Raw genomic sequence first — 25,496 nt, forward strand, 5'->3', positions numbered from 1 at the left:
TTTAATTGAGCGCATCAGCGATCTGATCGACAACCAAATTGATCGCAATAGGTCCATAATAACCGATCCACTGCGCCGTGTTTTCGGCATATATCTTGCTTTCCTTAACCGCATTCAGACTTTTCCAAATCGCAGTATTCTGAAATTCAGTTGTTAGCTCCAAATTCGTATCGTCCTGGAGTAGAAACATATGATCGGCAGCCAGTTCTGGGAGAACTTCAAGAGAAATCATCATACTTGAATCCTTACTGTTAACTGCCATTTTCGGTGGAGTCAGGCCTAGATCGTCGTATAGAATCTGTGAAGTTCGATGTGACGTCGTTTGGAGACGAATCATTTCATCTCTAGGCCGGATCAAGGCAACCGTTTGGCCCTTCATTTTGTCTGTTAATGCCGTTTTTAGTTCGCTTATTTTTTGTTTGTAACCATCAACCAGCGCTTGCGCCTCTTGTGGCTTATTCAAAATTTTCCCAAACTTCAACAGTACTGTCTGCCAATCCTCATTGCGCTCTAGTGTAATCGTCGGTGCGATTTTGAGTAAATCTTCGTAGATATCATCATGGAATTCCGTAGCGATGATGAGATCCGGTTCTATGGCAATGATTCCTTCCAGATTCGGTTCCACATACGTTCCGAGTAACGGGATATTGCCCATCTTATCACCCAAATATGGAGGAAGCCCATTGTCAGTTTCAGCTACTACACTGCCTGCCGGCTGAAAGCCCAGCGCCAGCATTTGATCCGCGTACTGGACGTCCAACACAACAATTTTCTCTGGTACCTTCTCGAGCGTCATTTCACCCTTCAGATGCTTGATGGTGACCGGTGTTATGAGGACGGGCTTATTTGCGGACTCATCATTTGTTGCTTGGGGTGGATTCGTCGTTCCTCCACCGGCGTTGTTGCTCCCTTGATTGGAGCTGTCTGAGCAAGCACCCAATATCATTACTAAACTTACTAACAAGCTAAAGGTCCATGCTAATTTGATTTTCGGATACATATGTATAATTCCTCCATTCCTTTATTGAGAATGACACTCATCGTCACTTACAACACTATAACGACTCGCTCTGTTATCTTCAATGGATATTTGCGCCAAGAGCAATAGATTATGGCGACAAAAAAACACCGTTGCTCGAATCGATGGATCCGGATACAACAGTGTTTGTATAAGAAATGGATTATCAAAGCGCTAGTTATTCCTTGCAATTTACGATAAAACAAGTTATTTCGCATCCAAGAAAACTTCCGCCACTTGATCGACCACTTGATTCATCGCGATAGGGCCGTAATAAGCAATCCAAATGCTCGCTTTGGCGTGGTAAACATGATGCTGCTGCACGGCGCGCAGACTTTTCCATGTAGTCGTGGTCTGAATCTCATCCGACCAAGCTTTACATTTATTGTCGGTCAATATGAAATAATGGTCTGCATCCAGCTCCGGCAAACCCTCCAAAGATATTATGGAGCTGGTTCTTTTACGGTCAACCGCTAACTTCGGAGGAAACAGCCCCAGATCTCTGTATAAAATCGCCGCCGTACGATGAGCGCATGTATGCAGCCTAATGATATTATCCTGCGGCCGGATCATCGTTACTGACTGTCCATTTAGCTTGGCAGCCAGTGCCGATTTCAGACCACTGATTTTGTTTTTATACAGCTGTAAGACCTGTTCCGCCTCAAGTTTCTTGCCCATAATCCGCCCGATGATTCGTAATGTTTCTCTCCAATCACGGTTTCGCTCGAGCATGATGGTCGGCGCTATATGCGTGAGGCTTTCATAAATGTTCTTCTGGAACTCGGTGCAAATGATCAGATCGGGCGCCAAAGCACGCAGTGCTTCGAGATCGGGTTCATCCAACGTTCCCAAGGGCTGGACCGCGTTCAACTTGCCGATCAGAAAGTCAGGAAAACTACTAAGATCTCCGGTTACCTTGACACTGCCCGCCGGCTGCTCACCTAGAGCCAGCATATGGTCCATAAACTGGGGATCCAGAACAGCAATTTTCTCAGGCTGCCGCTGGAGCAGCAGCTCGCCCTTAAGATGAATGATCGTCCGCAGTGAGCGACGGATAACAGCATCCAGTGGATCTGACGGCACCTTCTTTGCGCTGCTGCCTGTTTCCAGATTAGGTGCGATTACAGCAATATTCTCCGGTTCATCACCTCTGGCTTGATGCATCGATTCTCGATACGTGCTTGGAGAAACGCCCGTGTAACGCTTAAATAATCGGCTGAAATAGTAGCTGTCCACATAACCGACTGCTTCGGCGATATCCTTGAGCCCTGCATTCGTACGACATAGTAATTCCTTGGCCTTGTCTATACGGATCTGCATTAGGTAGTCAATTGGCCCAAGAGCCAGCCGCTTGTTGAACATCCGCTGCATTGTCCGCGAGCTGCAATTCAATAGCGTGGCAAGTGTATCTGCTGTGATCGGTTCGGTATAGTGTTCATCCATATATCTGGCAGCCTGCAGCACGATATCCGGTGAAGCCTGCTCCAATCGCTGGTTCTGCAGTTGTCCCATCAGCTCGCATATGAGCTGATAAAATAACGATTTCACCTGTAGCTTCGCCAAGGCTTCCGGCTGGTCCCATTCCTGCTCCATACGAGACAAGGATATGAGTAGCTGAGCCGCATGACTGACCACAAAACCATATTGGATCTCAAACGGTTCCGTGCTAGTCAGCAATTGAAGTAGATCTTGGCTGCACGGAAGCGGTAGATAGGCCTTATAATGTATCACATAATATTCTAAAGGGTCGGTGATGTCCATGATCGTAACAACTGTATCTTTACCGGCGTGACATACATATCCACTCTTCACAAGGTGCTCTTCCCCGTCCAGTAGGAACCGAGCACAACCGCGTATCGTGTAAAATAGAGCGCTCGACGGGAGCTCGGTTATGTGCAAATGCTCGCCAATCGACAGCTTGATTCGCTGCACATCAATTATTTTCAGCGATGCATGGTTCCAAAGTATAAGGTGATTCTCCACAATCATAATATGATGTCAACTCCTATAGAGGATCTGTAGTTGGCTCTATCTAGTTAAGTCTATCTTTTTCCCTTAGAGATATCTCCATCTTAACACGATTAATCACAGAATTTGCAGCTTGATAAATGCATATCTAAATAAGTCTTGGATCTGATGGACACCTATTAATTTTAAAACCGTGTTAAGGTCGTGGACTTCCCAAGGAAATGAATTCCTTATAGGTTCACTTACATAAGATCGTCAAGAGCGAGTTAGAAGTGCTTTTGGCAACTAAAACATTCATTTTGGCTAAATCTTTTTGTCAATAGATCCTGTATTGTGGAGGTATTCCAACTAACAAGGAGGCAATCTTTATGAGTTTGTCAAATCTACATTTTCCAGAAGTTGATGCCGGTATACAAGAGGTGATTACGGATGAACAAGCTCAGTTTTTTATCGACAATGGTTTTCTTATCATCCGGAATGTCATTCAAGGAGATGAGCTTCAATTGCTGCAGGATCAAAATTTCCAACTTGTGGAGAAAGGGATTGCAGGAGAGGCCAATGACCCTGATTTCTTATACAGGATCCGCAATGATGGAGAACGGGTTTATTGGCGCACGGAGTTTGTGATCGATAAACAGGATGTCAACAAGGTGCTTTTGGGCCATCCATTTATCTTAAGGACTGTGGAGAAACTTCAAGGGAATAATTTTATTGCGACCTGGGACTCGCTTGTCGTCAAGGTCCCTAACAACGCTGCAAGCGTTCCTTGGCATCGCGACGCATCCGTACCGTTAGGCTGCACGGATCCCAGGCCTATATTCAATGTTGATTTCTATTTGGATTCCGCAGACGAAAAATCTTGCCTATGGGTCATCCCAGGCAGCAACCATTGGGATGCCGAAGCATCGCAATTGCGTTGTTCGCAGCAGGGTTTCAACTTCGAAGGGGCAGTACCCGTGCCAATGAACCCAGGCGATGTCATCTTACACAACATCCAACTGCTCCATGGTTCGCCGGAAGGCGACGGCAATGCGCTGCGCCGCACGATCTATTACGAGTTTAGGCCCGGGGAAGTCGAAGTCGAATTCGGGCCGCATACGCTCGAATATTTGACGCTCAAACAACAAGTGCTCCTTGCATGCATCGAACGCCGGAAGCAGGCGCCATACGCTCAAGGAGAGAAGCCGTACGAATACCGTCCCTCCGGCGCGCTGGCTGTTTCCGAACCTAAGCGCCCAGAAACGTATCGCGTGCCGCACGAGAAATACTGGCGAGCTGAATAAGAATTAGATCCGTCGATTAGCAAATTAAATTAGAACAAAACTGGGATAAACTCTGCCCGGTTTTTTTCTTGAACATCCGTCCGAAGGTATGTACGTCAGAATAGCCGACGGTTTCTGCAATTTGGCTAATGGACAAGTTGCTGTGAATGGCGAGCTCCTTGGCTTTGTTGATCCGGATCCAAGCGAGATATTGAATAGGAGATGTGCCTAAATGCTTTCGGAATAGGAACAAGATATAGTTCTTGCTTAAGCCGGACACCTGTTCAAGATCCTTGATTTGAATGTCGCGGTTAAAATGGTCGTGTAAATAATTTTTCATTAATACGAGTTTTGGCATGTGCAGGGCATCGCTTTTCGTTTGATTCGCATGTGTCTCTACCCATTGCGCAGCTTCAGCAAAAATTTGGAGCAACAGGCTTTGGCACCTGATTTGATGATTGAGACCCGGCTGGCGATAATGCGTGACGATCTGAGAAAGCAATGTTTCTACCGGTTGATCCGCATAATTGCCCAGCAGATGATTATCGCGGAACAAGTCGTCAAAGGGGAAGGATTGCGTGCCGAAGTGAAATACAATCGAAATACAGACATAGGGATCGGAATCGACGGTTAGGATGGAGTGGCGTTCGTGCGGTCGGTGAAACAGAAGGTCTCCCCGCTTTGTCTCGTATTGGCACCCTTCGATCGGATAATAAGCGAAGCCGTCGACGACATATTGCAGAACAAACTGCGACATTTCCCGATTTCTAATTTCCCAGCCTTTGGGTGCGTGAAACATGTGAGCGAGCGTGATATATGGCGGAAAGTAATAATGATTTAGCAGTCCAAGCGTTTCAACCGGACTTATATCCGAAAGATGATAATGATCCACGGCAAAGGTCCTTTCATACTGTCGTTTTCATTAGAGATGTGGGAGAAATACTCATTGCTAAATGATCCCTTCTTGATAGAACTTGGTGGCTAATATGCGCGCCAGCTAATCGGCGTTCATCTTACGCATGCCGATTAGTGGGATTTGACTCCGATTATCGGTCCAGAGACGAGGCTGCCGTTTTATGTCGGCAGCCTCCCTTCAGCCTCTCAACTATCGCCACAACAACTCCGTTTTATTTAGCTATCGTACCCGTTAGCGTGATGAATAGCTCTCTATGTTACTTTCGCATCACTGTTAAATCTTTTTATTCGTGATGAACCTATGCTATACCTTTTAGCGATGCTCCTTTAGCGCTCAATTAAATATAGTGCATTAATTTCTCAACGCTGCAGCAGGCTCAATACGGATTAACTTGTGGCTAGCTATTACGCTAATTACAATAACAACAACGCCTGTGGAAAGTATTGATACTATGATTTGTAATGGGGTAATAATAATTGCTAATTTGAAGACCATACCAATTATATAAACACAGCCAACGAGGACAGCATTAAAGATAGCCGACATTGTCGATAAAAGCAGATTTTCGCTTACAATCATTTTTTGTATTGTTCCTTTATTAAATCCCAAAGCCGACAGCAGCCCTAATTCCTTGTACCTCGAATTTTGCAGTTTGATAAGTAGTACTGTGCTGATAAACAAACCAATTGCTAAAATTAGAATAGAAACGATCAAGAACAAACGGTTTAGACTGTTGAATGTGCTTTGCAATGCTCCTACTTCTGTGGCTGCAACTTTACTATCGATTTTTTTGTCAGCAAGCATTTGACTGACTGATACAATATCTTCAAAGTCTGTTACATCGTAACTAATTGAATAGGATTTATCACCATCCATATTTTCATAGAAATCTTGTTCAATATCGGAGCTTACAAAGAAATCATCGTAACCTGCATTAAAAATGCCACTTATCGTAAGCGTGTATTCTTTTTCACCATATTTTAAGATAAGATCTTTTCCAATTAAGTTACTGATATTATTTTCAAACTTTTTAGCAAGGCTCGGACTAAGTGTGATTTCCTTTTCACCTGCTTTTGGCATAACACCGTATGACATATTTTCAGTAGCCTTTGGCATAGGGTATTTTTCTGCCATAACTTCGGTTTTATCACCTAACCTTAATGTAACATCCGTTATTTTGTATTGATAATAAACATTTTCGATACGTTCATCGGAATTCAGCATCTCATATACAGTTCCATCATCTTCGCCTTTGATATATCCGTTGCTAAAGGCTGTATTTTTATCCTTAAAATCTGAAATAGATTTTTCCATAATATTATCCGAAGATAAAGATAACATAAATGCAAGGATGCCTATGGAAATTGCAAGACTGACAGCAATATAGCGTGAAATATGGACATTGAAGTTCTTAAGCCCTCGCTTGAACGCAGATCCTTTGTTAGCCATAGTTAAGCTAAGTTTATTATTAGTAGTAATATCTGTTTGAGAATCGAGATTTTTTGCAATAATTTTTCCATTCTCGATATTAATAACGTCATCTGCATAGCTACAAACCTGTTGATCGTGAGTAATCACAATAACCAACCGATCCTTCGAAATCTCTTTTAAAAGCTCCATGATTTCATTGGAGTTGCTGCGGTCTAATGCTCCTGTCGGCTCATCAGCCAACACAATACGAGGATTACTAATTATCGCTCTTGCAATCGCAGTTCTTTGCTTTTGACCGCCCGAAAGATTTTCTATTTTTTCATCAGTCTTATCAGTTAATCCCAGTTTATTTATGAGTTCTTTGGCATTTCTTCTGTTTTCTTCTTCACTTGAAGTATTTAGCTCACAAGCAAGCAAAATGTTTTCAAGTACGGTATATCCGCTTAAGAGATGGTAATTTTGAAAGATAAATCCGATATTTTCTCTGCGATATGCACATAATTCATCTGCGTTCAGTCTGCTGATTGAAGTACCCCACACTGTAATATCACCGCTGTAAAGGCTGTCAAAGCCTGCAATCATATTAAGTAGAGTGCTTTTACCTGAGCCCGATGCACCTAGAATGCAAATAAGTCCTTTGCTTGGAAAAGTAAAGCTTGTATCATCTAGAATTAGCGAATGATCATATCTTTTTATAAGGTTTTTTATCTGAATCATTATCGGTCACCTGTCTTCAATGCTGTGGTTGTATTGGTTTTTATGAATGTAATAGCAGTTGAAAAGTAAGCCACAACAGCGACTAAAGCAATCATTAGCACACCCGTAAACAACATCTTTGAATTAAGAATATTTGTATTGAATAAATCTTTGGTAGCCAAATTGATAAGAGGTGATGTAACAAGCATTAACAGAATGGCTGTAATGGTTCCTGAGATCATTTCCGTCAAGTTAAGCAGACTCAAATGAGCATTATTAAAGCCGCTGACTTTATAAATGGCAAATTCTCTTTTTCTCATAAAACCTGTGATAAGGAAGATGGCAATCACCATAACGACAGACAACATTCCTATGAGCACACTTGCAGACCCTGACTGTTCGGTTGTTTGCTCATTTAATCTAACAATATCCTCAACAAGTTCAAATCTGCCAAGAGGTACAATACCTATTTCGTTTAGCTCGTCTTTAATGGAAATCATATCAGCAGGAGTCTTTGCTCGAATAAGAAAATTCATTGTGTCTTTTTTAATTCCTGCTTGTCTTGTCATATCATCAAGTGCGATTTTGCTGAAGAAGAAAGAGTCATCAACGGAGTACTCTGACATTTTTCCTTCATATTCATAATAGACAGTAGTATCTGCAACGCCTACAATCGTTGCGGTTATGGCTACGTTTTTTGAAATAGGATTACCAGTGTCCCAATTGTATATAGAGCCGCTAAAATCAATTTCTTTGCCTATAGCTTGCTCGTTTGATATTCCCAATGTTTCAACAAAACGAACGGGGACAACAATCTCGTTTTCTTTGCCTGTCGGCATTTTTCCTGCTACCAGCTTATTGATTGACGGAGTACTGCCTGTGCCTTGTATTTTATATTCTTTGCCGCTAAGCGTAACTTTAATATCTTCAAACGCTCGTAAAAAAGCACTAAAGTCAATACGCTCATCGCCTACATATCTATCATATAAGCCACCAATATCTTGCGTTACATTAGCGTTCGGCTTTTCTTCCTTATTACCGCCTGTTCCTCCCGCATCCATAAAACTTCCAACTAAACTAATATCTTTAAGACCTTCGCCATACGTTTCAATGAGCTTGTCAAACTCACCTTGACTGCTGCCCCCGATTGCCCCGCTTACAGTTGTAAGACATAATATTCCTGAAATCATTAGAGCAAGGGTTGATACTAAAAATCGTCCAAATTTACTTTTTACATTCGATTTGGTAAGTGAAAAGGCATTTTTGATAGATAAGCGGTGATTTTGATTGTATTTAATGTTTTCTGTTTTAGTTACAAATTCTTGTGGTGCTGCAATCAATTCTCCCTTATCCAAGTGTATAATGTTAGATTTATTATCAATCAAATTGGTATCGTGGGTTACAACTATAACTGTTCTGTATTTAGAAATAGCTTTCAGAATATCCATTGTTGTTTTTGCTGTTTTTTCATCCAAGGCACTTGTTGGCTCGTCAGCAATAATAACCTTTGGATTTTTCATAAGCTCTCTTGCGATGGCAACACGCTGCTTTTGACCACCTGAAAGATATTTCACTTTTTGATGTGCAAGCTCAATGATATTGAGGTCTTTTAAAAGCGTTTCAGCGTTCTTTTGATTTTGATTATTTTTTAAATATATTGGCAACATGATATTCTCTAAAACCGTTAATTCTTCGAGTAAATTAAAATCCTGCCACACAAATCCGAAAATATTGTTGTAGTAATAACTTTTTTCATTGGAGGTTAATTCTTTAATGCTCTTACCGCAATAGTAAGCCTCACCATCAAAATCCTGTTCCATACCGCTGAGGATTTTTAAAAGAGTAGTTTTACCGCTACCCGAAGCGCCGACTATAAAATTCAATCCTTTTCCCATGGTGAAGGAAATATTTATCAAAGCGAATTCGCCATTATATTGTTTTGACATATTTTTAATTTCAAACATTTGATTACTTCCTCTCTTCTATGTTGTTTATTTTCATTTTATAGGGTTTTTGAATATCCATTTTTGTTCCTCCTAACCTTGATGTAACCATCTTAAAACAAACGATGTTAAATCCCTGTTAAGTGATTTTTTGTTTTAAATGAAGTGCTTAACATAGATTTAACACATACTTACGGTACAATATAAAAAAAGAGGTGATTTGCATATGAGGATACTTATTGTAGAAGACGAGCTTGATTTGCAAGATGCGATTGCAGATGGGCTAAGAATAGATGGTTATGCCGTTGATACCTGTGACAATGGTGAAACTGCGTACGAGCTTTTATATGAAGTAAATTACGACTTAGTTGTACTTGATTTAAACCTCCCGAAAATGGACGGACTTGAGGTTTTAGCAAAAATACGAGATGAAAAGCCTGAATTAAAGGTACTTATTCTCAGTGCTAGGGGTAGTGTTAGTGACAAAGTCCAGGGCTTAGACATAGGGGCAAACGATTATTTGGCAAAGCCATTTGATTTTACCGAGTTGGAAGCAAGAATACGAAATTTGTTAAGGCGAAGGTTTGTGCAAGAAAGCAGTATGCATTCCTGCGGAGCCATTCAAGTGGATTTGTCAAAGCGTATTGCAGTTGTTAATGGAAATGAAATATCACTTACAAAAAAAGAATTTTCATTGCTTGAATATTTTTTGCTGAACAAAGATAGAGTGGTTAGCCAAGAAGAACTGATTGAACATGTTTGGGATCAGAGTGCGGATAGCTTTAGCGGCGCTATTCGGGTTCATATTGCAACTCTCCGAAAGAAGCTGAAAGCTATTTTAAATCACGATCCCATTGGAACGAAAATCGGCGAAGGATACTTTTTATCAGAAAAGGGCAGTGATCTTAATGCTTAAAAAAATGTCGATTCGATTGCGACTTACTGTTATGACTGTTGCACTTTTAGCTATTTGTTGTGTAGGTCTTACCTTAATACTTAATTATTCTGCTGATAGAATGGCTACAAGGATTGATGCAACTTTATTATTACCGGCACAAGAGGTCGGCGAAGATGGACGGGTTGATGAAAGCTCTCAATTACCGTCAAGCAGCTTAACCCCTGCCGTTTCAACTGATGATTCCCAAAAAGCAAGAACGGATTATAGAATTGAAAGCATGATTTATATGCTTTTAGTTATTGTTGGCGGGGGTTTCTTAACCTATTATATTTCGGGAAAGGCATTAAAGCCTCTTGATACGTTAAATGGTCAAGTGAAAAACATAAACGTGCGTAATCTATCTGAAACATTATCTGTGCCGCCTACAAAGGATGAGATTGCAGAGCTTACTGTAACTTTTAATGAAATGACGGATAAGCTGGATAATGCTTTTATGATGCAAGGAAGATTCTCCGCAAGTGCCGCTCACGAGCTTAGGACACCTCTTGCTGTATTACAAACAAAGGTTGATGTATTTAAGAAGAGAAAGGATCATACAAACGAGGAATATGATGCTCTTATTTCCGTTATTGAAAAGCAAACAAATCGCTTGAGAGGACTCGTCGATAACCTTTTAGATATGATGAATTTGGACGATAACGGTGAGCAAAGCAGCATTTGCGTAAAAGATATTTTTGAGGATATTATTTCAGAGCTTTCTCACATAGCTAAAGACAAAAATGTTACGCTGGCCTTAGATTGTGATAATAGCATTGTTTTTGGAAATACCGACTTGTTGTATCGTGCATTTTACAACCTTGTGGAAAACGGAATTAAGTACAATATTGACGGAGGTAGGGTCGAGGTTAATGTACACAAATTAAGTAAAGAACAGGTTTCAATCATAGTTAAAGATACAGGAATCGGTATTGCCGAAAAAAATAAAAAGAATATATTTGAGCCTTTTTATCGTGTTGACAAATCGCGCTCCCGTCAAATGGGTGGTGCAGGCTTAGGACTTTCGATTGTTGACAGCATTATAAAAAAGCATAATGGTACGCTTACTGTTACCGATAATGAAAAAGAGGGTTCTTGCTTCAATGTAATCTTAAAAATATAGCAACTCGTTTAATCGTTGTGACACAGTCATACATTTCATTTTAACTAATAAAATAATATCACTAAAAGAATACTGTCCGTTAGATGACAAAAGGCAGTCCGCTAGAACGTTCTGGCTGACTGCCTTTGTTCTGTCAATTTCGTTTAAGTTACCCGTTAGCGCAACATTTATTGCTCATGCTTCGGGTAATAATCAAAAAATAAATACTTCCATTCTATCATGAAGTCACTTTGAAAAATTCTATTGTAGTAGCTAATATGATCATTCCAGAAATCTATAGAGTTACAATTGCACTTACCTAAAATGAATGATGGGTAGTTATGGACTGAACTTGCCATAATTCTTATTTTTTCTGAATCCTTTTGATCGATCACATTTATTAAGCTTTCTAATATGTACTTAATCGGACCAATGCTCTGATAAACCCGATCTATGTTTTGAACTCTATCGTACAACCTTATTCTTTTAAGTTTTGAGATAATATTCATTTTGTATTGATGGTCTTCAACTAAATTCAATTCATTTAATAACTTCTTAATTGAACGATCATTAATTTTTGTTTCCTCATGTAACCAGCTTTGATACTTAAGTAAAAGTTGAAAAAGTAAAGGGTTTATCGGATCAGCCCTAATAAATATGAAAAGATCAAATAATGAATCCATTAAGTTTGTAGCAGACATCTTCTCAAGAATTAAGTTCACCTACTTTTTTAGAGTTCAATAATTTCGAGTCCCTAATATAAGGCTATTCGCGTAAGTGATTGAACTATCCTGTTCGTTAGCATAATAAAAAAATGGAGCAGCTGCCGTAGCAAATTGCTCCTTGTTTGTTTAACGTTACCCGTTAGCGCAACAAGCCCAGAAGAGTAAATTGGAAACCTCATGACCTGTTATCCGTAGTAAAAACTAAAGCCAAAGGAGGAATGAAGAAATGCTCAAGCGTTTTCTCCAAAAAATATTAGGGTCCGTCCAACATTCCAAGCAAGGACGTCATCGCTACAGCTCCAGCGGTCGGAAGCAACATTACGGTCACAAGAATTCGTCCGACCAAGGTTACGGACACAAAAACCAAGGCCACGGCTACTACAAAAATAAATATAAAAGCTCTAGCTAATCAAAAAAGCCGCGTATAGCGGCTTTTTTTTATACTCATCGATTCAACCAATGGTCCAAATCCCGCACAAACTGTTTTGTATCCATATAAGGAGGATCGATCTGGAGAAGCTTGCGAAGCATATGCTTGGTCATCGGTGATACAGTCAGTTCGTCCTGCCATCCTGAATTTAATTCAACTTCAAAAGTACACGAATCATAACCGGAATACAGCATAAAAAGAATAAAATGGCCAACAGCATATAGATCGTTTGGAGCCCCCGCGGTTCTACTTAGCGTTGTCTCGTCATCCGATCCGAGTTTCGTGCGAATCGGCTCCCCAAAGCGACAGGCCAAGCCGAAATCAATGAGGTGGATCTGATCTCCATTCAATATGACGTTCGGTATCCGGATATCGAGATGAACGAATCCTTGTTCATGGACATAGCTTAAAATCTCCATCAATCTGCGAACGAAACAAAGAGCTTCTTTTTCAGAAAACACCACACCTCGCTCGAAAATCAAATCCTCCACCGTCTGCCCTTTCACGTGCTCGGTTACCATATATAACTGGTCTTTATATTCGAACGACGCCAAGCATCTCTGAATCGAAGGATGTCGCAGCTGCCCCAGAACATCAATCTCCCGGTACAACAAATCTCGACCGACCTTCCCCTTGCTTGGCTTGGCTTGCTTCAGAACTACCTCTTGGCCGGAATCCACATCTAGACATATATAGGTTAACCCGTAGCTGCCAATGCCAAGGAATCGTTGTATTCGGTATTTGTTAGTGATGTTGGTGCCCTCTCCTTTGGGAAAGTCGATCCAAGCTTCGTATACCCCTTTCAAATACTCGAACAGTTCCATGCAGCCTCCTTAGAGTGATTACCTTTATAATTATTGTCCACTCTTGGTCAGGATGTACAATTATTTTTTTGAAATTGTATCATTTAATTAAGCTATTCTGCCTGTTAGTTCAATATTAATCATCTTTACTATCTGATAAGTATGTATCAATATATCTTTGATAGTTTACCCGCCTAGTTCTCTTGTCTACATCTCCTTCGAAATAATGAGTAATAACTTTCCTTTCGAACGAGAAAGCAGCATCAGGCGCAATGGAACCAATTAAAAAATCTCTTTTGTTTTTTATAACATCGAGGCTAGAAGCGACTATCTCACCAACTATTAAATGCATCAACCGTGAACCCATAAAATTCGTCCTCGAACCATATTTTACCACATGATTCAAGTTATAACTATCCTTCCCATTCGTTAAGAAAAGGCTGCCGTGCGGCAGCCTTAAAGTATTTGAACTATGGTGTTCCATTTGTTCAATTCAGATTGCATAGATGTAAAAATCGCACGGTAAGTTGCGTTATCCTGCCCGTTAGCGAACGATATTGAGAGCTCCATCATGATGAGTCAGGTGGAGAGAATCAGAGACTACTCCTGCTGTTCTTTCTTTTCAAAGTAATGAATCGGTCGGATCTCTAGGCGCCAGCCAAACTGCTGACCCGCCCCCACTTGCGTAGTCGGATGAAGAGAAGCTACCCTTATGGCATCTTCCATGTCCTGTGCTTCTATGAGGAATACGCTGCCTATCATCTCCTTAGTCTCAGTAAAGGGACCGTCCGTAATCGTCACCTTCCCATTCTCATGGCGCAAGCATTTTGATTCTAAGGCCAGGCCAGCATCCATAATTACTTGGCCGCTTTTATAGAATTCTTCTAGGTGAGGCTGACATAAACTCATCACTGCATTGATCTCCTTCTCCGGACGGGCATCCATTTTCTCATGATCTAAGTATCCCAAACACAGAAACTTCATTTTTCATCCTCCTTAAGATGTGATGAATTGTGCCTCTATTCATACGACGAACGGTAGTTAACAAAATCGACACGGCTATAACTTATTTTTCCCAGAAACTGAAAGCAACTGAAGAATAACTTCAGAAATATCAAGATCACAAATTCCGAAACTAGCATCTTTAGCTGTAATGCGTATGCTTTTAGTGTGTTTGGACTAAACCCCTGAATCTGCTTATCGGCTGTTTTCAGTCTCCACTATTCATCTATATTCAAAATAAAACCTCCTATTAGTCCTAATAAATCTAGGTTTGCTTCTAATGAGAGGTTTTTAATCTGTTTGTATTAAACTATCGTTACCCGTTGTCATAATCAATCAACTTTATTGACTCGTTCTATTCACCTTACACTATAGTGGACAAAACTAAATGAGCAGCTTATTAGACAATCTGTTCCGTGACTAAGCAAATTTATCTGGAAGCGCCTTAATGATTTCTTCATATTGTAGAGCAACGGATACCTCTAAAATATGTATGGGGTTTTGATGAGCGTAAGCTACAAGCAATTCTTTAGTAAATTCATCATCATTTAATTTTAGACTTCTTTTTACTAATTCCATCATAGCTCTTTGATTACGAAAATTAAGCTGCTCTATTTTTTCCATTGCTAATTCAATATCACCCTGCATTGTACACTCCTACTATCCGTGATCTGCGATTTTAAATTATTTTTTAGTAGTTACATATCGTTAATATAATAATAATTCGATGCATTTCCATTCTTTCAGGGGGGACGTATATGAGAAAATCTTAACAAGATTATCCTATTCAAGCTGTGCTAGAATAAACGCTCTAAGCCATTCGATAATTTACCAATTATTCGCACACGGAGGGATTTAATCATCATGAAGAAATTTCTAGCTCTATTCGCTGTACTCGTACTCGCTACCGCAACTGCAGCAAATCACAAAGTAGATGCTTCTCCTGTCTTGAAATTCGGCAGCGAGGGACAGAACATTCCGGATCTGCAGTTTCGGCTTCAGACGACCGGTTATTACAATTTGCCCATAGATAAAAATTTTGGTAAGGGCACCCGCAACGCGGTTCAACGTTTTCAAAAAAATAATGGGCTCCAGAGTGACGGCGTTGTAGGTCCGAAAACATGGGCGAAACTCAAAAAATTGTCGGTCAACAAAAAAGAGCTTTCCATGCTAGCACGTGTCATCTATGCCGAGGCCAGAGGGGAAGATTATAAAGGTCAGGTGGCGGTCGGTGCGGTCGTAATGAATCGCCTCCAGTCTTCAAAGTTTCCGAAAACAGTGAAAGAAGTCATTATGGAGCCAAATGCTTTCTCAGCCGTAAAAGACGGACAGTACTGGCTTATCCCCAATCAAACGGCATTCAAGGCGGCTAAAGCTGCTGTAAAAGGGATGGATCCCACCGGCAATGCATTGTTCTACTTTAATCCGGTAATCTCTAAATCGACTTGGTTCAAGACGCGTACAGCTACCAAGAAAATCGGCAATCATCAATTTACGCTATAGGTATAGCCAAGTGAGAAGGACATTTATCTAGAACAGGAGAATAAATGAATGAGCATTGACACTAAGGACCGACATCAGGCTAGAGTTGAATTGGTCATTGATATTATCAAAGGAATTTTTGAAAAAGAGGCTATTCCAAAGGATTTCAAAGAAAAATTAAATACAATGAGTTATGATGATTTAGGATTTTTTGTTATTAATATCATAAAAAACCGATCCATTGATGAAATTCTTTAATTGAATATCGGACTATTTCATTAAAAAGAGCAAACGCTGACGCAGCGCTTGCTCTTTTTATCTTTATAACGCTCTTTCCCGGTAGCGTAACAACGCAGGTACTATTTCGAATCATTAACCATGTGATGCTTCTTTCAGCTTGACCGCGGACCAATCTGTCCGGTAAAACCGGAGCATGATCGACACCCCCATGACCATAAGGAACGTATATAATGCCAGCCATGCGCCCACACTTCCCCACTCCAACACATTGATGAAGATATAGGCAAGCGGCACGAACAGCAGCCAGCTGGCGGCCAGCGATATTTTGAGCAAAAATGTCGTATCCCCGAGCCCCCGTAATCCGCCCGCGTAAAAATTCAGCAGTCCGTCGAAAATTTGTAGATACGCCGAGATCATAATCAGAAACGCCGCCACTTCATAGACGGCTGGATCGGAGGAATATAACCGCGCAATCGGTCCGGCCAGGAATGTCTCTACCGTACCGAGTATGATCAGAAAAATTGATCCCAGGATCGCCGTATCCGTCCCGGCTCTCCTTCCGAGGTGAGCCTTGCCCTGACCGACATATTGGCCGACCAGAATCGTAGCGGTTGCACCGAAGGCGAATGCCGGCATGAAGCCGAACGCCATGACGCTGAGTGCTACCTCGTTCGCTGCCAGCGCCGTATCGCCCAGCCGGGCTACAAAGGCGGTGAAGATGAACATCGATAGGCTGAGCGAGAACTCCTGCGCACCCAGCTTGCCGCTTTCCTGCAGCAGCAGCTTCATTTCCGGCCAGTTAAACTTCACAAGTTGCCTTGTGTTGAACGGCTTATGCAGTACGAAATAAAAGACGATCACACACACCAGCAGTTGAACCGCTTCACCGACCAGCACCGCTGCTCCTGCTCCGGTCAGACCGAGTTCAGGAAAACCCCAATTCCCGAATGTAAGCGTGTATGTAAGAAAGATTATGATTAGATTGCTGATCAGCGCGATGACCATAGACAGCCGGGTCGCCCCGATCCCGCGCAGAAATCCGTGGAACACAAAGTTGATGATCCCGAAGGACATCGCAAAGAAACGGAGTTCAAGATAATCAGTGCCTTCTCTGACGAGATCCGCTGAGCCTCCCGTCAACCGCAGGATATCATCGGAGAGCAACAAGCCCACGACGGCGGTCAGCACCGCAAAGATCAGACATAAATAAAATGCGAGATACGTCCGTTGGATCCCTTTCTGCATATCGTTCGAACCATAATTTTGGGCAACCAGATAGTTCACCGTATGTCCGATTCCGGAGAAAATTGCAAAAGCGTTATACATAATAATGTTGGAGACGCCGACGATGGCGATAATCAGGAATCCGAGATCACCTACCAGAATCAGATTGATCGTTCCCGTCACGGTAGCGGTGGCGAAGGACACTAGTGACGGAATGGCTAGAAGTAATATTTTTTTCCAATTTTGCAGCATACGTGTTGTTAGCCTCTTTTCAGCAGAATGTATACCCTTTCATTCGACATTGAAGGAGCACTTCCTTTTTTAATATTCAACAGGGACATCCATGTTCGAGTGTCGACTCTTCTTCATCCTATCAAGTATCCCTCGTAGATATATTAAACAATAGGATGCTCCAATACTATAGTATTGGAGCATCCTATTGTTATACATTTGTAAAACCTATATACAATATTCGAAATTGAAAAAATGTTAAAAAATAGTCGGTATCATTCCCCCATCCATACGGATTGGAGAACCTTTAAATGCGGATGCATAAGGACTACATACAAATGTAGTTAGTCTACCTATTTCAATAGGCTTGATAAATCGCTGTATTTCAGATTGTGGTAGGTTTGTAGTCATAAATTCTTTCTCTTTTTCCGAAAAAGTCATATCTTCATTAGGGTACATACCTTCAATTATTTGATGCACATTTTCAGAGAGTGTTGGTCCTGGCATGATCGAATTGACTGTAACTTCTGTTCCTATTGTTAATTTAGATAAGCTTTTTGACAATGATAATAACATTGATTTTGTCATACAATACTGAGGCATTTGTCCTGAAGGCATAATTGCTTCTTCACTCGCAATAAAGATAATACGGCCATAATCATTTTTCAACATTTTAGGTAAATAAAATTTAGATAATCCATTTGCAGCAAGAACATTAGTACGGAAGTATTTTTCCCATACTTCATCGTCAACGTCCTCATAATGCATCATTTCATAAATACCCATATTGTTAACTAAAATATCAATATTGGGGTATTTTTCAAATAAAGCTTCTCTTTGCCCAATATCCACAATATCGGCTGTAGCATTTTGAGGAGAGGTAGCCGGGAAATCTGACTTAATTTCCTTTACATTTCGTTCTACCTCTTCATCATTTCGTCCATTAATTAGTACATTAACACCTTCTTTGGCAAGTTCAATGGCAATTGCTTTACCAATACCTTTCGTTGAACCTGTTACTAAAGCTGTTTTATTATTCAATCCCATATCCATAATACATTTCTCCTCTTCAAAGCGATGTCATGATCAGCTGGCCTTTAAAATCGCTCCTGTCTTTCGGATAGTGATTATATTACCTTGTTTGGATTGTTCAGTAACTAGCCTATTACGCCAAAGTTCTTGTTTAACACGCCAAATGATAAAACCCAGTAAATACTAGCTCTCTTTAGAATGGGTTAGGCTCATAATTCTACTAATGAATAGTCGGCATGCCTAACTGTCCTTCTGATATCGAGTTTGTACTTAAATGTTCAGAACGCCAATTTGAAGGTGTATTACCTTCCCAAAGGCGGAAGGCGCGGTAAAAAGAGTTCTGGTCTTCATATCCAATCAAGAAAGCCACTTCTTTAATATCGAGCGAGGGGTCTGCCAAGTACTCTCGTGCTTGTTCATGTCTAGCTTGTGTCAATAGATGCTTGAAGCTCGTGTTTTCGTCAGCAAGCCGGCGCTGCAATGTACGATCACTCATACTGAGCTCCTTCGCAATAGCCTGAACGTCGGGGCGCCCTCCTGTGAGGCTACGTTTCATAATCCATTTGACCTTCTCGGTAATTGATCGGCTGCGCTGCTCTTCATCCAACGATCGGTCCAAAGCAGGAGTCAGGATCTCCAGCAACTCTTCGTTGTACGAGACAAAGGGGCGGTCCAGATCATTTCGATGAAGCGTTAACCGGTTGTATTTTGCACCAATCCGGATACGGCAGCCGAAGTAAGCTTCAAGGGCCAGTACATCGCCCATTGAGTGCGAAAATTCGACCAACTGCGCCGTCAAAGGTTTACCTGTGCCCCGGCGCCCAAGCTCTAGAAGACATGCCAACGTGATACCAACCAGCATAGGCGGACCGGGTTGCTCGGTATCCAGCCATTCCAGTTCGATTGTACAGTGCTCGCCCTCCTCGGTGATACGTAAGCTTTCGGGGGGACAAAGTTGTTTGTACCGAGCCATTCGGTTAAGGGCGTCGCGGTAGTCACGAGCGTGGTAAGTCGCCAAGACGGTCGGTGGGTACTTCGCTGTTTCAAAGACGGTCGCAAGATTGATGATTCCTTTGGCAGTGTCACCAATGAGATCGGAGTAGGCCTGCCAGATCGCGAAATATTGGGCGGTGGTGACTACTGGTTCAGTAATAATGGTGAGTGGCAGTCGTGCTTTGCGAGCTACGTCGTGGGCGGCAATCCCTAATTGACGTAATCCTGCCCAAAATCCTTGTGGGATTTTAATACGGTCAGAAGTATGAGACTTCATACTTATGGGCCTCCTTTAGCTACTTACATATTCATTAGTTTTGGTTGTGATTGTGTGTCCTGCCTCGTTGATGAGACTGCAATTATAGTACCTCTCCCATTTCGCTCTGTAACTAGCAGAAAGTGACATTTCACTTGCCAATCACGCCGAATCTTACATACACATAAGAATACTCATAAGTCCATTTAACCAAATCTGCCCATTAGTTTTTTGACAAAAAAAACAGCCACAATAGTCGGCTGCCTGTATGTCAATATTAAGTTATTGTTTCATACCCTTATTTGTCATGAAAACCTGTAGAAGGGTTTGTTATGAAAAAACCTTCTTCAGGCACATAAAAAAATTGAATCCAAACCCCATCTAAAAGGGCTTCACGTTTATCTAATACGATTTCAATGTCTTTGTCTGTTTTTACGATTTCATCATGTTCAGTAGGTGTATCCAGCATTATATCATAATGAGCATGCTCTCCATGATTCTGCGTAATAAAAACACGAATCATCTTCCCATCCGATTCTTTACTACTCAACATATTTTTTAAGACATTTGCTGCATTTCGATTGATTTTACATTTCATGTTTTGTCCTCGATTCATTCTTATTTACTGTAATGATATTAGTTACAGTAAGATTTGTCAAGATATTCGAATTATCGACAATTATTCTGGACCATACTAATTTACGCGTAAATATAAAAAAAGCTGTCCTTCAAGGTCGATAACCTTGTGAGACAGCTCATTCATTCTAAAGCTATAGTGTATTTACCGAATCAGAACCGGTATCCATTCCGAAAGCTTTAGTCCCGCGCGGCTGATCGCCATTCTCATCAGGCTCTAGAGTGATACCGATGCTATCATAGATTAATTGATCAGACTCTATTCCCATCGCGAGCAGCCCTACTCCCTTCTCGTCGACGCGGAACGTGCCCGCGCTCGTTCGAATGCCTTCTCGGACAAGCCAAACCTGATATGCTTCCTCGTTTTTCGTTTCTTCGGCTCCGAAGACATAGACTACAAACTGCTTGCTCTTTCCATTGTCGACAATGCATGCGACGCCATACGCATGCTTCTTCTCAGTGGATTCCGCCTTTAGCATCGTAATTTGTACAATCTCGGATGCTGGAGCAAATAAAGCATTTTCAATTAACTCTAATCGTGTTTCCTCATTTTTAATGAAAGGATTATCCCATAACGAGCCGCTGACAAAAATAAGCGCTGCTGCTGCTACGGCAATTGCTGGCTTCCATAGCTTTCTTTCACTCCGTGCTTTATGGTGTTTAGGCGCTGCTTTGGCAGCAGACATAATTTGCTCCTTTAAATCCTTTGGAGGTTCAATTCGTTCCATATCTAAGGGAAGCTCCTCCCATACGATTTGTAATTCGGCCAGCTCTTGCTTGCAAGAATCACAATAAGTCAAATGACGTTCGAATGCTTCCTTCTGCTCTTCGGTGCAAGCATCAGAAAGATAATCGAGTATGAAATCGCAATCGCTGCTGTATGCTTCGTCATTCATTTAAAGATCCCCCTTTGCTGCAAGATGCCTTCGCAATATTTTCAAAGTCTGATGAAGTCTGTTTTTGACCGTTCCGAGTGGCTGATCATACAGCTGTGCCAGCTCTCTTAAGCTAAAGCCTTGCCAATAAAAATGCTCGATCAGCGTTTTCTGTGATGTAGATAAATGTTTGCATGCCTGCTGAATTTGTTCCCTTAAGGAATGCCTAACAACATGCTCCTCGGGTGAAAGGCTCAATTGATCAGGCAATTCATTAAATCGTTCCTCTGTTAGTTGTACCAGACCGGAAGCGTCCCTTCTTTGTTTTCGAATATGATCCATCGTTATATTGCGGGTAATGGTAAGGAGCCAGCTTGTAAAACGCCCCTTATCCGGGTCATATTCCGATTCTGTAGTCCATAGACGCATAAATACCGCCTGTGAAATATCTCTTGCGGTTGGCTCATCCCGAACCGCCTTGATGGCGAAGGAATACACCAAAGCGCCATACCGGTCATAAAGAACGGACAGCGCTTTATTTTTACCGTTTCTAATTAGCTGCATGAGTTCTTGATCGGTAAGATTAAGCATCACATTGCGCCTCCACAACAGGCTTGTTTTTTTTTATGTTATCAGAAACAGGAGCAGCCTTAAACAGCTGCTCCTAATCTTTTTATAAAAGATAATTATTTTTCCTTCACTACGATTGACGCTCTCATACCAGGATGAGGTATACAATAGTAGCCGAACTCGCCTGCATCTGAGAAGGTAACCTTCTTGCTTTCATCCTGGGCAAGCAGCTCCGTATCGAATTGCCCATTATCAGCAGTTGCAGAATGTTTTACCTCATCCTTATTGATAAAGGTAACGATATCACCCTGCGAGATTTCGAGCTTATCCGGTGAGAAGGCGAAGTTCGTAATCTCAACCGTATGAACGGTCACCGCGTCAGAAGGCTGTTCTTTGTCTTTTATCGGCTCCACCGTTTTGACCGGTGTTTTAGGCGTAGACTTAGGCTGAGCCGCAGTAGCCTTTGGCGTCGCTTCTGTCGCTTTCTCCGTTGCAGCCGGCTTCTGCGTTGCTTCAAGCTTTTCCGTCTCCTTCGGCTTTTCCGTTTCAACCGGCTCCTGCGCTGGGGAGACAGCATCCGTTGGACTAGGAGATGAAGTCGTATTTCCCGCCCCATCACCCTCATCTTCTGCATGCTCATCAGAAGTTTCAGTACTTTTTGGAGCAGCTGTCATATCCATTGTATTATGGGCAGCATTCTTGTTTGCCACCTGAGCCCCGCAGCCCGATAAGAAGAGGAGAAGCGGGATTAGCATCAAACATCCAAAAGTTATATTTCGCATGTCTTCACGCTCACTTTACGATGATTTGACCAGTCATGAAAGACTTGTGCGGCTCGCAGAAATAATTATAAGTACCTGGTTTGTCAAAAGTTACCGTATAGGTATCGCCTTTAGCGAGCAAAGGAGTGGCGAAGGATCCATCCAAAGCAACCGCATTATGCTTCATCTCGTCGTAGTTAGTGAAGATGACCTTGGAGCCTGCTTCCACGGTAAGAGCTTCCTTGCCAAAGGAGTACTCTTTAATATCAATGTTGTAGGTCTTAACAGTCGGTGCGGTTGGCGTTGTCGATGCAGTCGTTCCATTAAAACTGGCAGGATTAACAATATACCAGACTTTATTGACGCCCTGACCATTCAATTCTCCATGTGCCTTGTCTTTTATAAAATAATAGAGCGGGAACCCTTTGAATGAAGCTTGCTTGCTTCCATCCGAGCGGGTAATCGTTCCGATATCGCTTCCTTTAATCGTAGATGGTACGCTAACGCTTGAAGATGAATATGCAGGCCAATTGACGAGGCAATCGCCTTCGCAAACGCTTTTTCCAGATGTATCCTTGTCAAAATAATAAAGTGCTCTGCCATAATCGTCAGTCAAATAGTTGCCTGCTTCCTTCGAGGTGCCAAGCATAATCGCGTAATCCGACTTCGCCGCAAACCATACTCCCCCTACGCCCTCACCGGTTACATCGCCAGGCTTGCTATCCTTTACAAAATAATAGAGCGGCCAGTTTTTGTAAGTTAACTGCTTCGTGCCGTCAGTGCGAGTAATAACGGCAAAGTCAGCTTTATTCAGCCAAGCCGGTATTTGAAGATTGGCATCGTAATAGATCGGCCAATTCTTCAAGCAATCTCCTTGACAGGAATTAACGTTCTCCGCGTCCTTCGTGAAGAAATAAAGCGCACGCCCGTTTTTATCCGTAAAATACTTGCCGAGCTTGTCGTTTTGCCCAAGTCCAATTCGCTCACCTTGCGGCAATGTTGACTCAGGAGCAATGACTCCGCTCGTTTGCAGCGTATCAAAGAACGGCATGCCGTCCTTCGTATTGGCAGACAGCGCTTCGACAAGAGATGTTGCTAGATGTGCATTCAGCAGCGACGACTTGCCAGCAATCTCTTTCAAGCCATGCGAAGCTGCAAATGTTTCCGATTGTTGGTATGTAAAGTCTGATCCGGATTTATAACCGAGGTTCTCTAATATTACCTTGTAAAATTGCTGGGAGCTGATCGCTGCGTTTGGTTCAAAACGATTGTTACCTGCTCCTTGCCAGCCTATCTCCGGTTTGCTTTTCAAGTAGGCCAGAACGGATTGATTGGCTGTGCCAACCTGTGCAGCGTCGGAAAAATTAGATTTGCCTGTAAATGCTAGCGCTTCCTTCAGTTCTCCGTTAAGGCGGAGCGAGATGATAGCAGCTTGCAAGCGCGTTGACGCTTTACTCAAATAGGCAGTATCCACGCCCGTGCCGTCTCCAATTAGCAGCCCAAGTTCAAATGCCGTATCAGCATCGGACTTGATCGCGGACGACATTTCTTCTGCAGACGCGGAACCAAGTGGAGCGGCAATGATTGTCGTACTCATTGCAGTAATCAAAAACAGTTTCTTTAATCGTGTAAGCATTAATAATTCCTCCTTTATGATCTTTACATGTAGAGATAACGCTGCGGAGGAATGATAGGTTTGATTTAAAATAAATATTTTTTTGCAGGCGAGCAAAACACTTTTGTTACCAACAGGTCAGCTAATGGCTTTTCGAATGTTATAATCGGTTAGATCGATATCTAATTCCATTCCTAGTGCTAACTTAGCCAATTGGACTCCGATATAAGGACCCATCGTCAATCCAGAGGCCCCAAGACCGTTTACCGCAAGAAGTCCTTCCCAATCTGGAAGTGCGCCTATGACCGGAAGAAAATCGGCTGTATAGGGACGAAAGCCCACCCTTACTTCCTGGAACGTGCTATCAGCCAGATCAGGTGCCAATGTAAGACATTTGCTTAAAATTTCGTGCATTCCGCCTGGCGTGATCCTTGTATCGTAGCCTTCAATATTATTTTCATGAGTCGCCCCTATCACGATTTTCTGCTTTTCAAATGCAAGCAGATATTGATCGGTAGGCGGCATAACGACCGGCCAGTTTCCTGTATTTTGTTTAGCGTCTGGAACCTGCAAGTGCATGATTTGCGCTTTCTGATAACTTATCTTAAAATCAATGCCCAAAGGTTGTAGCAACGATCCCGCCCAAGCTCCCGCACAAACGATAACCATATTAGCTGGATAGCGATTTGCCCCAACCGTTACGCCCGTTACACGGTTGGATTGAAATTCAAGCTTAGCATCTCCGTATATAAGCTCAGCACCGTTCCGTTGTGCAGCTCGAAGCAAAGCATCACGCAGCGCCCGACCATCGACACGAGCGGCTCCGCTAATATGAATGGAAGAATATCCTTCCATGAGCAGCGGAAAGAGCTCACGGGTCCTATGTTCATCAAGCCGGGTAATCTCACCGATTTCTGTCGCATCTTCCATACGTTTGTAAGCTCGCTCTTCCATTTTGTCAATCTTCTCCTGATCCATATGTATGCTAAGGGCCCCGACCCTGGCATAGCCGGTTTCGGTTTCCCCTTCGCTTTCAAGCTCTTCAATTAGCACAGGGTAGTAACGCGCCCCCGCTTTCGCAAGCCGATACCATGCCTTATTGCGCCTCTGCGACAGCCAAGGACAAATAATGCCGGCAGCTGCATCCGTAGCCTGTCCTTCATCTTTCCGATCGATGATGAGGACATCTGCTCCCTGCTTAGCCAATTGGTATGCGGTTGATGCTCCAGCAATTCCCGCCCCAATAACAATTATTTTCATGATGATTTCATTCCTTTCTGTAATCCCTCTTCCCATTATAACGAGATCCCTATCAATAGAAAATGCCGCGTATGACGCGGCATTTGAAGTG

General features: G+C 42.2%; 22 protein-coding genes. 5 read left to right on the forward strand and 17 right to left on the reverse strand.

The features are described from left to right. Position 1: 1 nt before the first annotated feature. Together AC787_RS30940 and AC787_RS30945 are read right to left on the reverse strand one after the other, a co-directional pair. The gene (locus AC787_RS30940) at positions 2-1,000 is read right to left on the reverse strand and encodes an ABC transporter substrate-binding protein (RefSeq protein ID WP_054028830.1); all 999 of its coding nucleotides are present in this window, start codon (positions 998-1,000) and stop codon (positions 2-4) included. Positions 1,001-1,225: 225 nt separating this feature from the next. After that, positions 1,226-3,007 (reverse strand): AraC family transcriptional regulator, encoded by a 1,782-nt coding sequence (locus tag AC787_RS30945; RefSeq protein WP_054028831.1) that lies wholly within the window; start codon positions 3,005-3,007, stop codon positions 1,226-1,228. 347 nt (positions 3,008-3,354) lie between these two features. On the opposite strand from AC787_RS30945, the gene AC787_RS30950 reads away from it, so the two are divergent. Continuing rightward, the gene (locus AC787_RS30950) at positions 3,355-4,269 is read left to right on the forward strand and encodes a phytanoyl-CoA dioxygenase family protein (protein ID WP_054028832.1); all 915 of its coding nucleotides are present in this window, start codon (positions 3,355-3,357) and stop codon (positions 4,267-4,269) included. A 16-nt stretch (positions 4,270-4,285) separates the two neighbouring features. On the opposite strand, the gene AC787_RS30955 is transcribed toward AC787_RS30950, so the two are convergent. The 3 genes from AC787_RS30955 to AC787_RS30965 form a co-directional block, all read right to left on the reverse strand. Continuing rightward, the gene (locus AC787_RS30955; RefSeq protein ID WP_235561179.1) at positions 4,286-5,140 is read right to left on the reverse strand and encodes a helix-turn-helix transcriptional regulator; all 855 of its coding nucleotides are present in this window, start codon (positions 5,138-5,140) and stop codon (positions 4,286-4,288) included. Between the two features lie 375 nt (positions 5,141-5,515). Next, positions 5,516-7,312, reverse strand: a complete 1,797-nt coding sequence (locus tag AC787_RS30960; RefSeq protein ID WP_054028833.1) for an ATP-binding cassette domain-containing protein — start codon at positions 7,310-7,312, stop codon at positions 5,516-5,518. Then, complete coding sequence (locus AC787_RS30965; RefSeq protein ID WP_054028834.1) at positions 7,312-9,255, reverse strand: ABC transporter ATP-binding protein/permease; 1,944 nt, start codon at positions 9,253-9,255, stop codon at positions 7,312-7,314. The genes AC787_RS30960 and AC787_RS30965 overlap by 1 nt, the downstream gene beginning before the upstream one ends. 205 nt (positions 9,256-9,460) lie before the next feature. Between AC787_RS30965 and AC787_RS30970 the strand changes: the two genes are divergently transcribed. Continuing rightward, positions 9,461-10,150, forward strand: coding sequence for a response regulator transcription factor (locus tag AC787_RS30970; RefSeq protein WP_054028835.1), 690 nt, complete (start codon positions 9,461-9,463; stop codon positions 10,148-10,150). Next, complete coding sequence (locus AC787_RS30975; protein WP_054028836.1) at positions 10,143-11,291, forward strand: sensor histidine kinase; 1,149 nt, start codon at positions 10,143-10,145, stop codon at positions 11,289-11,291. The genes AC787_RS30970 and AC787_RS30975 overlap by 8 nt, the downstream gene beginning before the upstream one ends. A gap of 1,148 nt (positions 11,292-12,439) precedes the next feature. On the opposite strand, the gene AC787_RS30990 is transcribed toward AC787_RS30975, so the two are convergent. The 3 genes from AC787_RS30990 to AC787_RS31005 all read right to left on the reverse strand — a co-directional run bounded on the left by AC787_RS30990 (position 12,440) and on the right by AC787_RS31005 (position 14,878). Next, positions 12,440-13,249 carry a serine/threonine protein kinase gene (locus AC787_RS30990; protein WP_082361355.1) on the reverse strand — a complete coding sequence of 270 codons (810 nt, stop codon included), beginning with the start codon at positions 13,247-13,249 and terminating at the stop codon, positions 12,440-12,442. 579 nt (positions 13,250-13,828) lie between these two features. Next, positions 13,829-14,212: a YciI family protein gene (locus AC787_RS31000; RefSeq protein ID WP_054028840.1), complete on the reverse strand. Its 384-nt coding sequence runs from the start codon at positions 14,210-14,212 to the stop codon at positions 13,829-13,831. Positions 14,213-14,650: 438 nt separating this feature from the next. Continuing rightward, on the reverse strand, positions 14,651-14,878 hold the full coding sequence (locus AC787_RS31005; RefSeq protein WP_054028841.1) for a hypothetical protein: 228 nt from the start codon (positions 14,876-14,878) through the stop codon (positions 14,651-14,653). A gap of 216 nt (positions 14,879-15,094) precedes the next feature. On the opposite strand from AC787_RS31005, the gene AC787_RS35245 reads away from it, so the two are divergent. Beyond that, positions 15,095-15,733, forward strand: coding sequence for a cell wall hydrolase (locus tag AC787_RS35245; protein ID WP_054028842.1), 639 nt, complete (start codon positions 15,095-15,097; stop codon positions 15,731-15,733). 48 nt (positions 15,734-15,781) lie between these two features. After that, positions 15,782-15,970 (forward strand): hypothetical protein, encoded by a 189-nt coding sequence (locus AC787_RS31015; RefSeq protein ID WP_054028843.1) that lies wholly within the window; start codon positions 15,782-15,784, stop codon positions 15,968-15,970. Between the two features lie 114 nt (positions 15,971-16,084). Here the strand turns inward: AC787_RS31015 and AC787_RS31020 are convergent, their stop codons facing one another. From AC787_RS31020 to AC787_RS31060, 9 genes are all read right to left on the reverse strand, one after another. Continuing rightward, positions 16,085-17,428 (reverse strand): MATE family efflux transporter, encoded by a 1,344-nt coding sequence (locus AC787_RS31020; protein WP_054028844.1) that lies wholly within the window; start codon positions 17,426-17,428, stop codon positions 16,085-16,087. A 237-nt stretch (positions 17,429-17,665) separates the two neighbouring features. Continuing rightward, positions 17,666-18,460, reverse strand: coding sequence for an SDR family NAD(P)-dependent oxidoreductase (locus AC787_RS31025; RefSeq protein WP_054028845.1), 795 nt, complete (start codon positions 18,458-18,460; stop codon positions 17,666-17,668). Positions 18,461-18,659: 199 nt separating this feature from the next. Next, positions 18,660-19,709: a helix-turn-helix transcriptional regulator gene (locus AC787_RS31030; protein WP_054028846.1), complete on the reverse strand. Its 1,050-nt coding sequence runs from the start codon at positions 19,707-19,709 to the stop codon at positions 18,660-18,662. Between the two features lie 277 nt (positions 19,710-19,986). Further along, positions 19,987-20,286, reverse strand: a complete 300-nt coding sequence (locus AC787_RS31035; protein WP_054028847.1) for a heme biosynthesis protein HemY — start codon at positions 20,284-20,286, stop codon at positions 19,987-19,989. A gap of 172 nt (positions 20,287-20,458) precedes the next feature. Continuing rightward, positions 20,459-21,220, reverse strand: a complete 762-nt coding sequence (locus tag AC787_RS31040; RefSeq protein WP_054028848.1) for an anti-sigma factor — start codon at positions 21,218-21,220, stop codon at positions 20,459-20,461. Beyond that, positions 21,221-21,790, reverse strand: a complete 570-nt coding sequence (locus AC787_RS31045; RefSeq protein ID WP_054028849.1) for an RNA polymerase sigma factor — start codon at positions 21,788-21,790, stop codon at positions 21,221-21,223. Positions 21,791-21,885: 95 nt separating this feature from the next. Continuing rightward, entirely contained in the window at positions 21,886-22,551 is a 666-nt protein-coding gene (locus AC787_RS33540; protein WP_082361357.1) for a plastocyanin/azurin family copper-binding protein, read from the reverse strand. 10 nt (positions 22,552-22,561) lie between these two features. Beyond that, complete coding sequence (locus AC787_RS31055; protein WP_054028851.1) at positions 22,562-24,166, reverse strand: plastocyanin/azurin family copper-binding protein; 1,605 nt, start codon at positions 24,164-24,166, stop codon at positions 22,562-22,564. A gap of 117 nt (positions 24,167-24,283) precedes the next feature. After that, entirely contained in the window at positions 24,284-25,408 is a 1,125-nt protein-coding gene (locus AC787_RS31060) for an NAD(P)/FAD-dependent oxidoreductase (protein ID WP_054029048.1), read from the reverse strand. Positions 25,409-25,496: the final 88 nt, after the last annotated feature.

This window comes from Bacillus sp. FJAT-28004, from assembly GCF_001280845.1.
In the GTDB taxonomy this organism is placed as follows: Bacteria; Bacillota; Bacilli; order Paenibacillales; family Paenibacillaceae; genus Pristimantibacillus.

Excerpts from the sequence above, each read along its gene's own strand:
- AC787_RS31005 (WP_054028841.1), bottom strand. The coding sequence starts at position 14,878 with ATGCAGGGTGATATTGAATTAGCAATGGAAAAAATAGAGCAGCTTAAT.
- AC787_RS30965 (WP_054028834.1), bottom strand. The coding sequence starts at position 9,255 with ATGTTTGAAATTAAAAATATGTCAAAACAATATAATGGCGAATTCGCT.
- AC787_RS30950 (WP_054028832.1), top strand. The coding sequence starts at position 3,355 with ATGAGTTTGTCAAATCTACATTTTCCAGAAGTTGATGCCGGTATACAA.
- AC787_RS31030 (WP_054028846.1), bottom strand. The coding sequence starts at position 19,709 with ATGAAGTCTCATACTTCTGACCGTATTAAAATCCCACAAGGATTTTGG.
- AC787_RS31025 (WP_054028845.1), bottom strand. The coding sequence starts at position 18,460 with ATGGATATGGGATTGAATAATAAAACAGCTTTAGTAACAGGTTCAACG.
- AC787_RS30960 (WP_054028833.1), bottom strand. The coding sequence starts at position 7,312 with ATGATTCAGATAAAAAACCTTATAAAAAGATATGATCATTCGCTAATT.
- AC787_RS30940 (WP_054028830.1), bottom strand. The coding sequence starts at position 1,000 with ATGTATCCGAAAATCAAATTAGCATGGACCTTTAGCTTGTTAGTAAGT.
- AC787_RS31040 (WP_054028848.1), bottom strand. The coding sequence starts at position 21,220 with ATGAATGACGAAGCATACAGCAGCGATTGCGATTTCATACTCGATTAT.
- AC787_RS30990 (WP_082361355.1), bottom strand. The coding sequence starts at position 13,249 with ATGGAACTGTTCGAGTATTTGAAAGGGGTATACGAAGCTTGGATCGAC.
- AC787_RS31000 (WP_054028840.1), bottom strand. The coding sequence starts at position 14,212 with ATGAAGTTTCTGTGTTTGGGATACTTAGATCATGAGAAAATGGATGCC.
- AC787_RS31015 (WP_054028843.1), top strand. The coding sequence starts at position 15,782 with ATGAGCATTGACACTAAGGACCGACATCAGGCTAGAGTTGAATTGGTC.
- AC787_RS30970 (WP_054028835.1), top strand. The coding sequence starts at position 9,461 with ATGAGGATACTTATTGTAGAAGACGAGCTTGATTTGCAAGATGCGATT.
- AC787_RS31045 (WP_054028849.1), bottom strand. The coding sequence starts at position 21,790 with ATGCTTAATCTTACCGATCAAGAACTCATGCAGCTAATTAGAAACGGT.
- AC787_RS30975 (WP_054028836.1), top strand. The coding sequence starts at position 10,143 with ATGCTTAAAAAAATGTCGATTCGATTGCGACTTACTGTTATGACTGTT.
- AC787_RS33540 (WP_082361357.1), bottom strand. The coding sequence starts at position 22,551 with ATGCGAAATATAACTTTTGGATGTTTGATGCTAATCCCGCTTCTCCTC.
- AC787_RS31055 (WP_054028851.1), bottom strand. The coding sequence starts at position 24,166 with ATGCTTACACGATTAAAGAAACTGTTTTTGATTACTGCAATGAGTACG.
- AC787_RS30945 (WP_054028831.1), bottom strand. The coding sequence starts at position 3,007 with ATGATTGTGGAGAATCACCTTATACTTTGGAACCATGCATCGCTGAAA.
- AC787_RS35245 (WP_054028842.1), top strand. The coding sequence starts at position 15,095 with ATGAAGAAATTTCTAGCTCTATTCGCTGTACTCGTACTCGCTACCGCA.
- AC787_RS31035 (WP_054028847.1), bottom strand. The coding sequence starts at position 20,286 with ATGAAATGTAAAATCAATCGAAATGCAGCAAATGTCTTAAAAAATATG.
- AC787_RS31020 (WP_054028844.1), bottom strand. The coding sequence starts at position 17,428 with ATGCTGCAAAATTGGAAAAAAATATTACTTCTAGCCATTCCGTCACTA.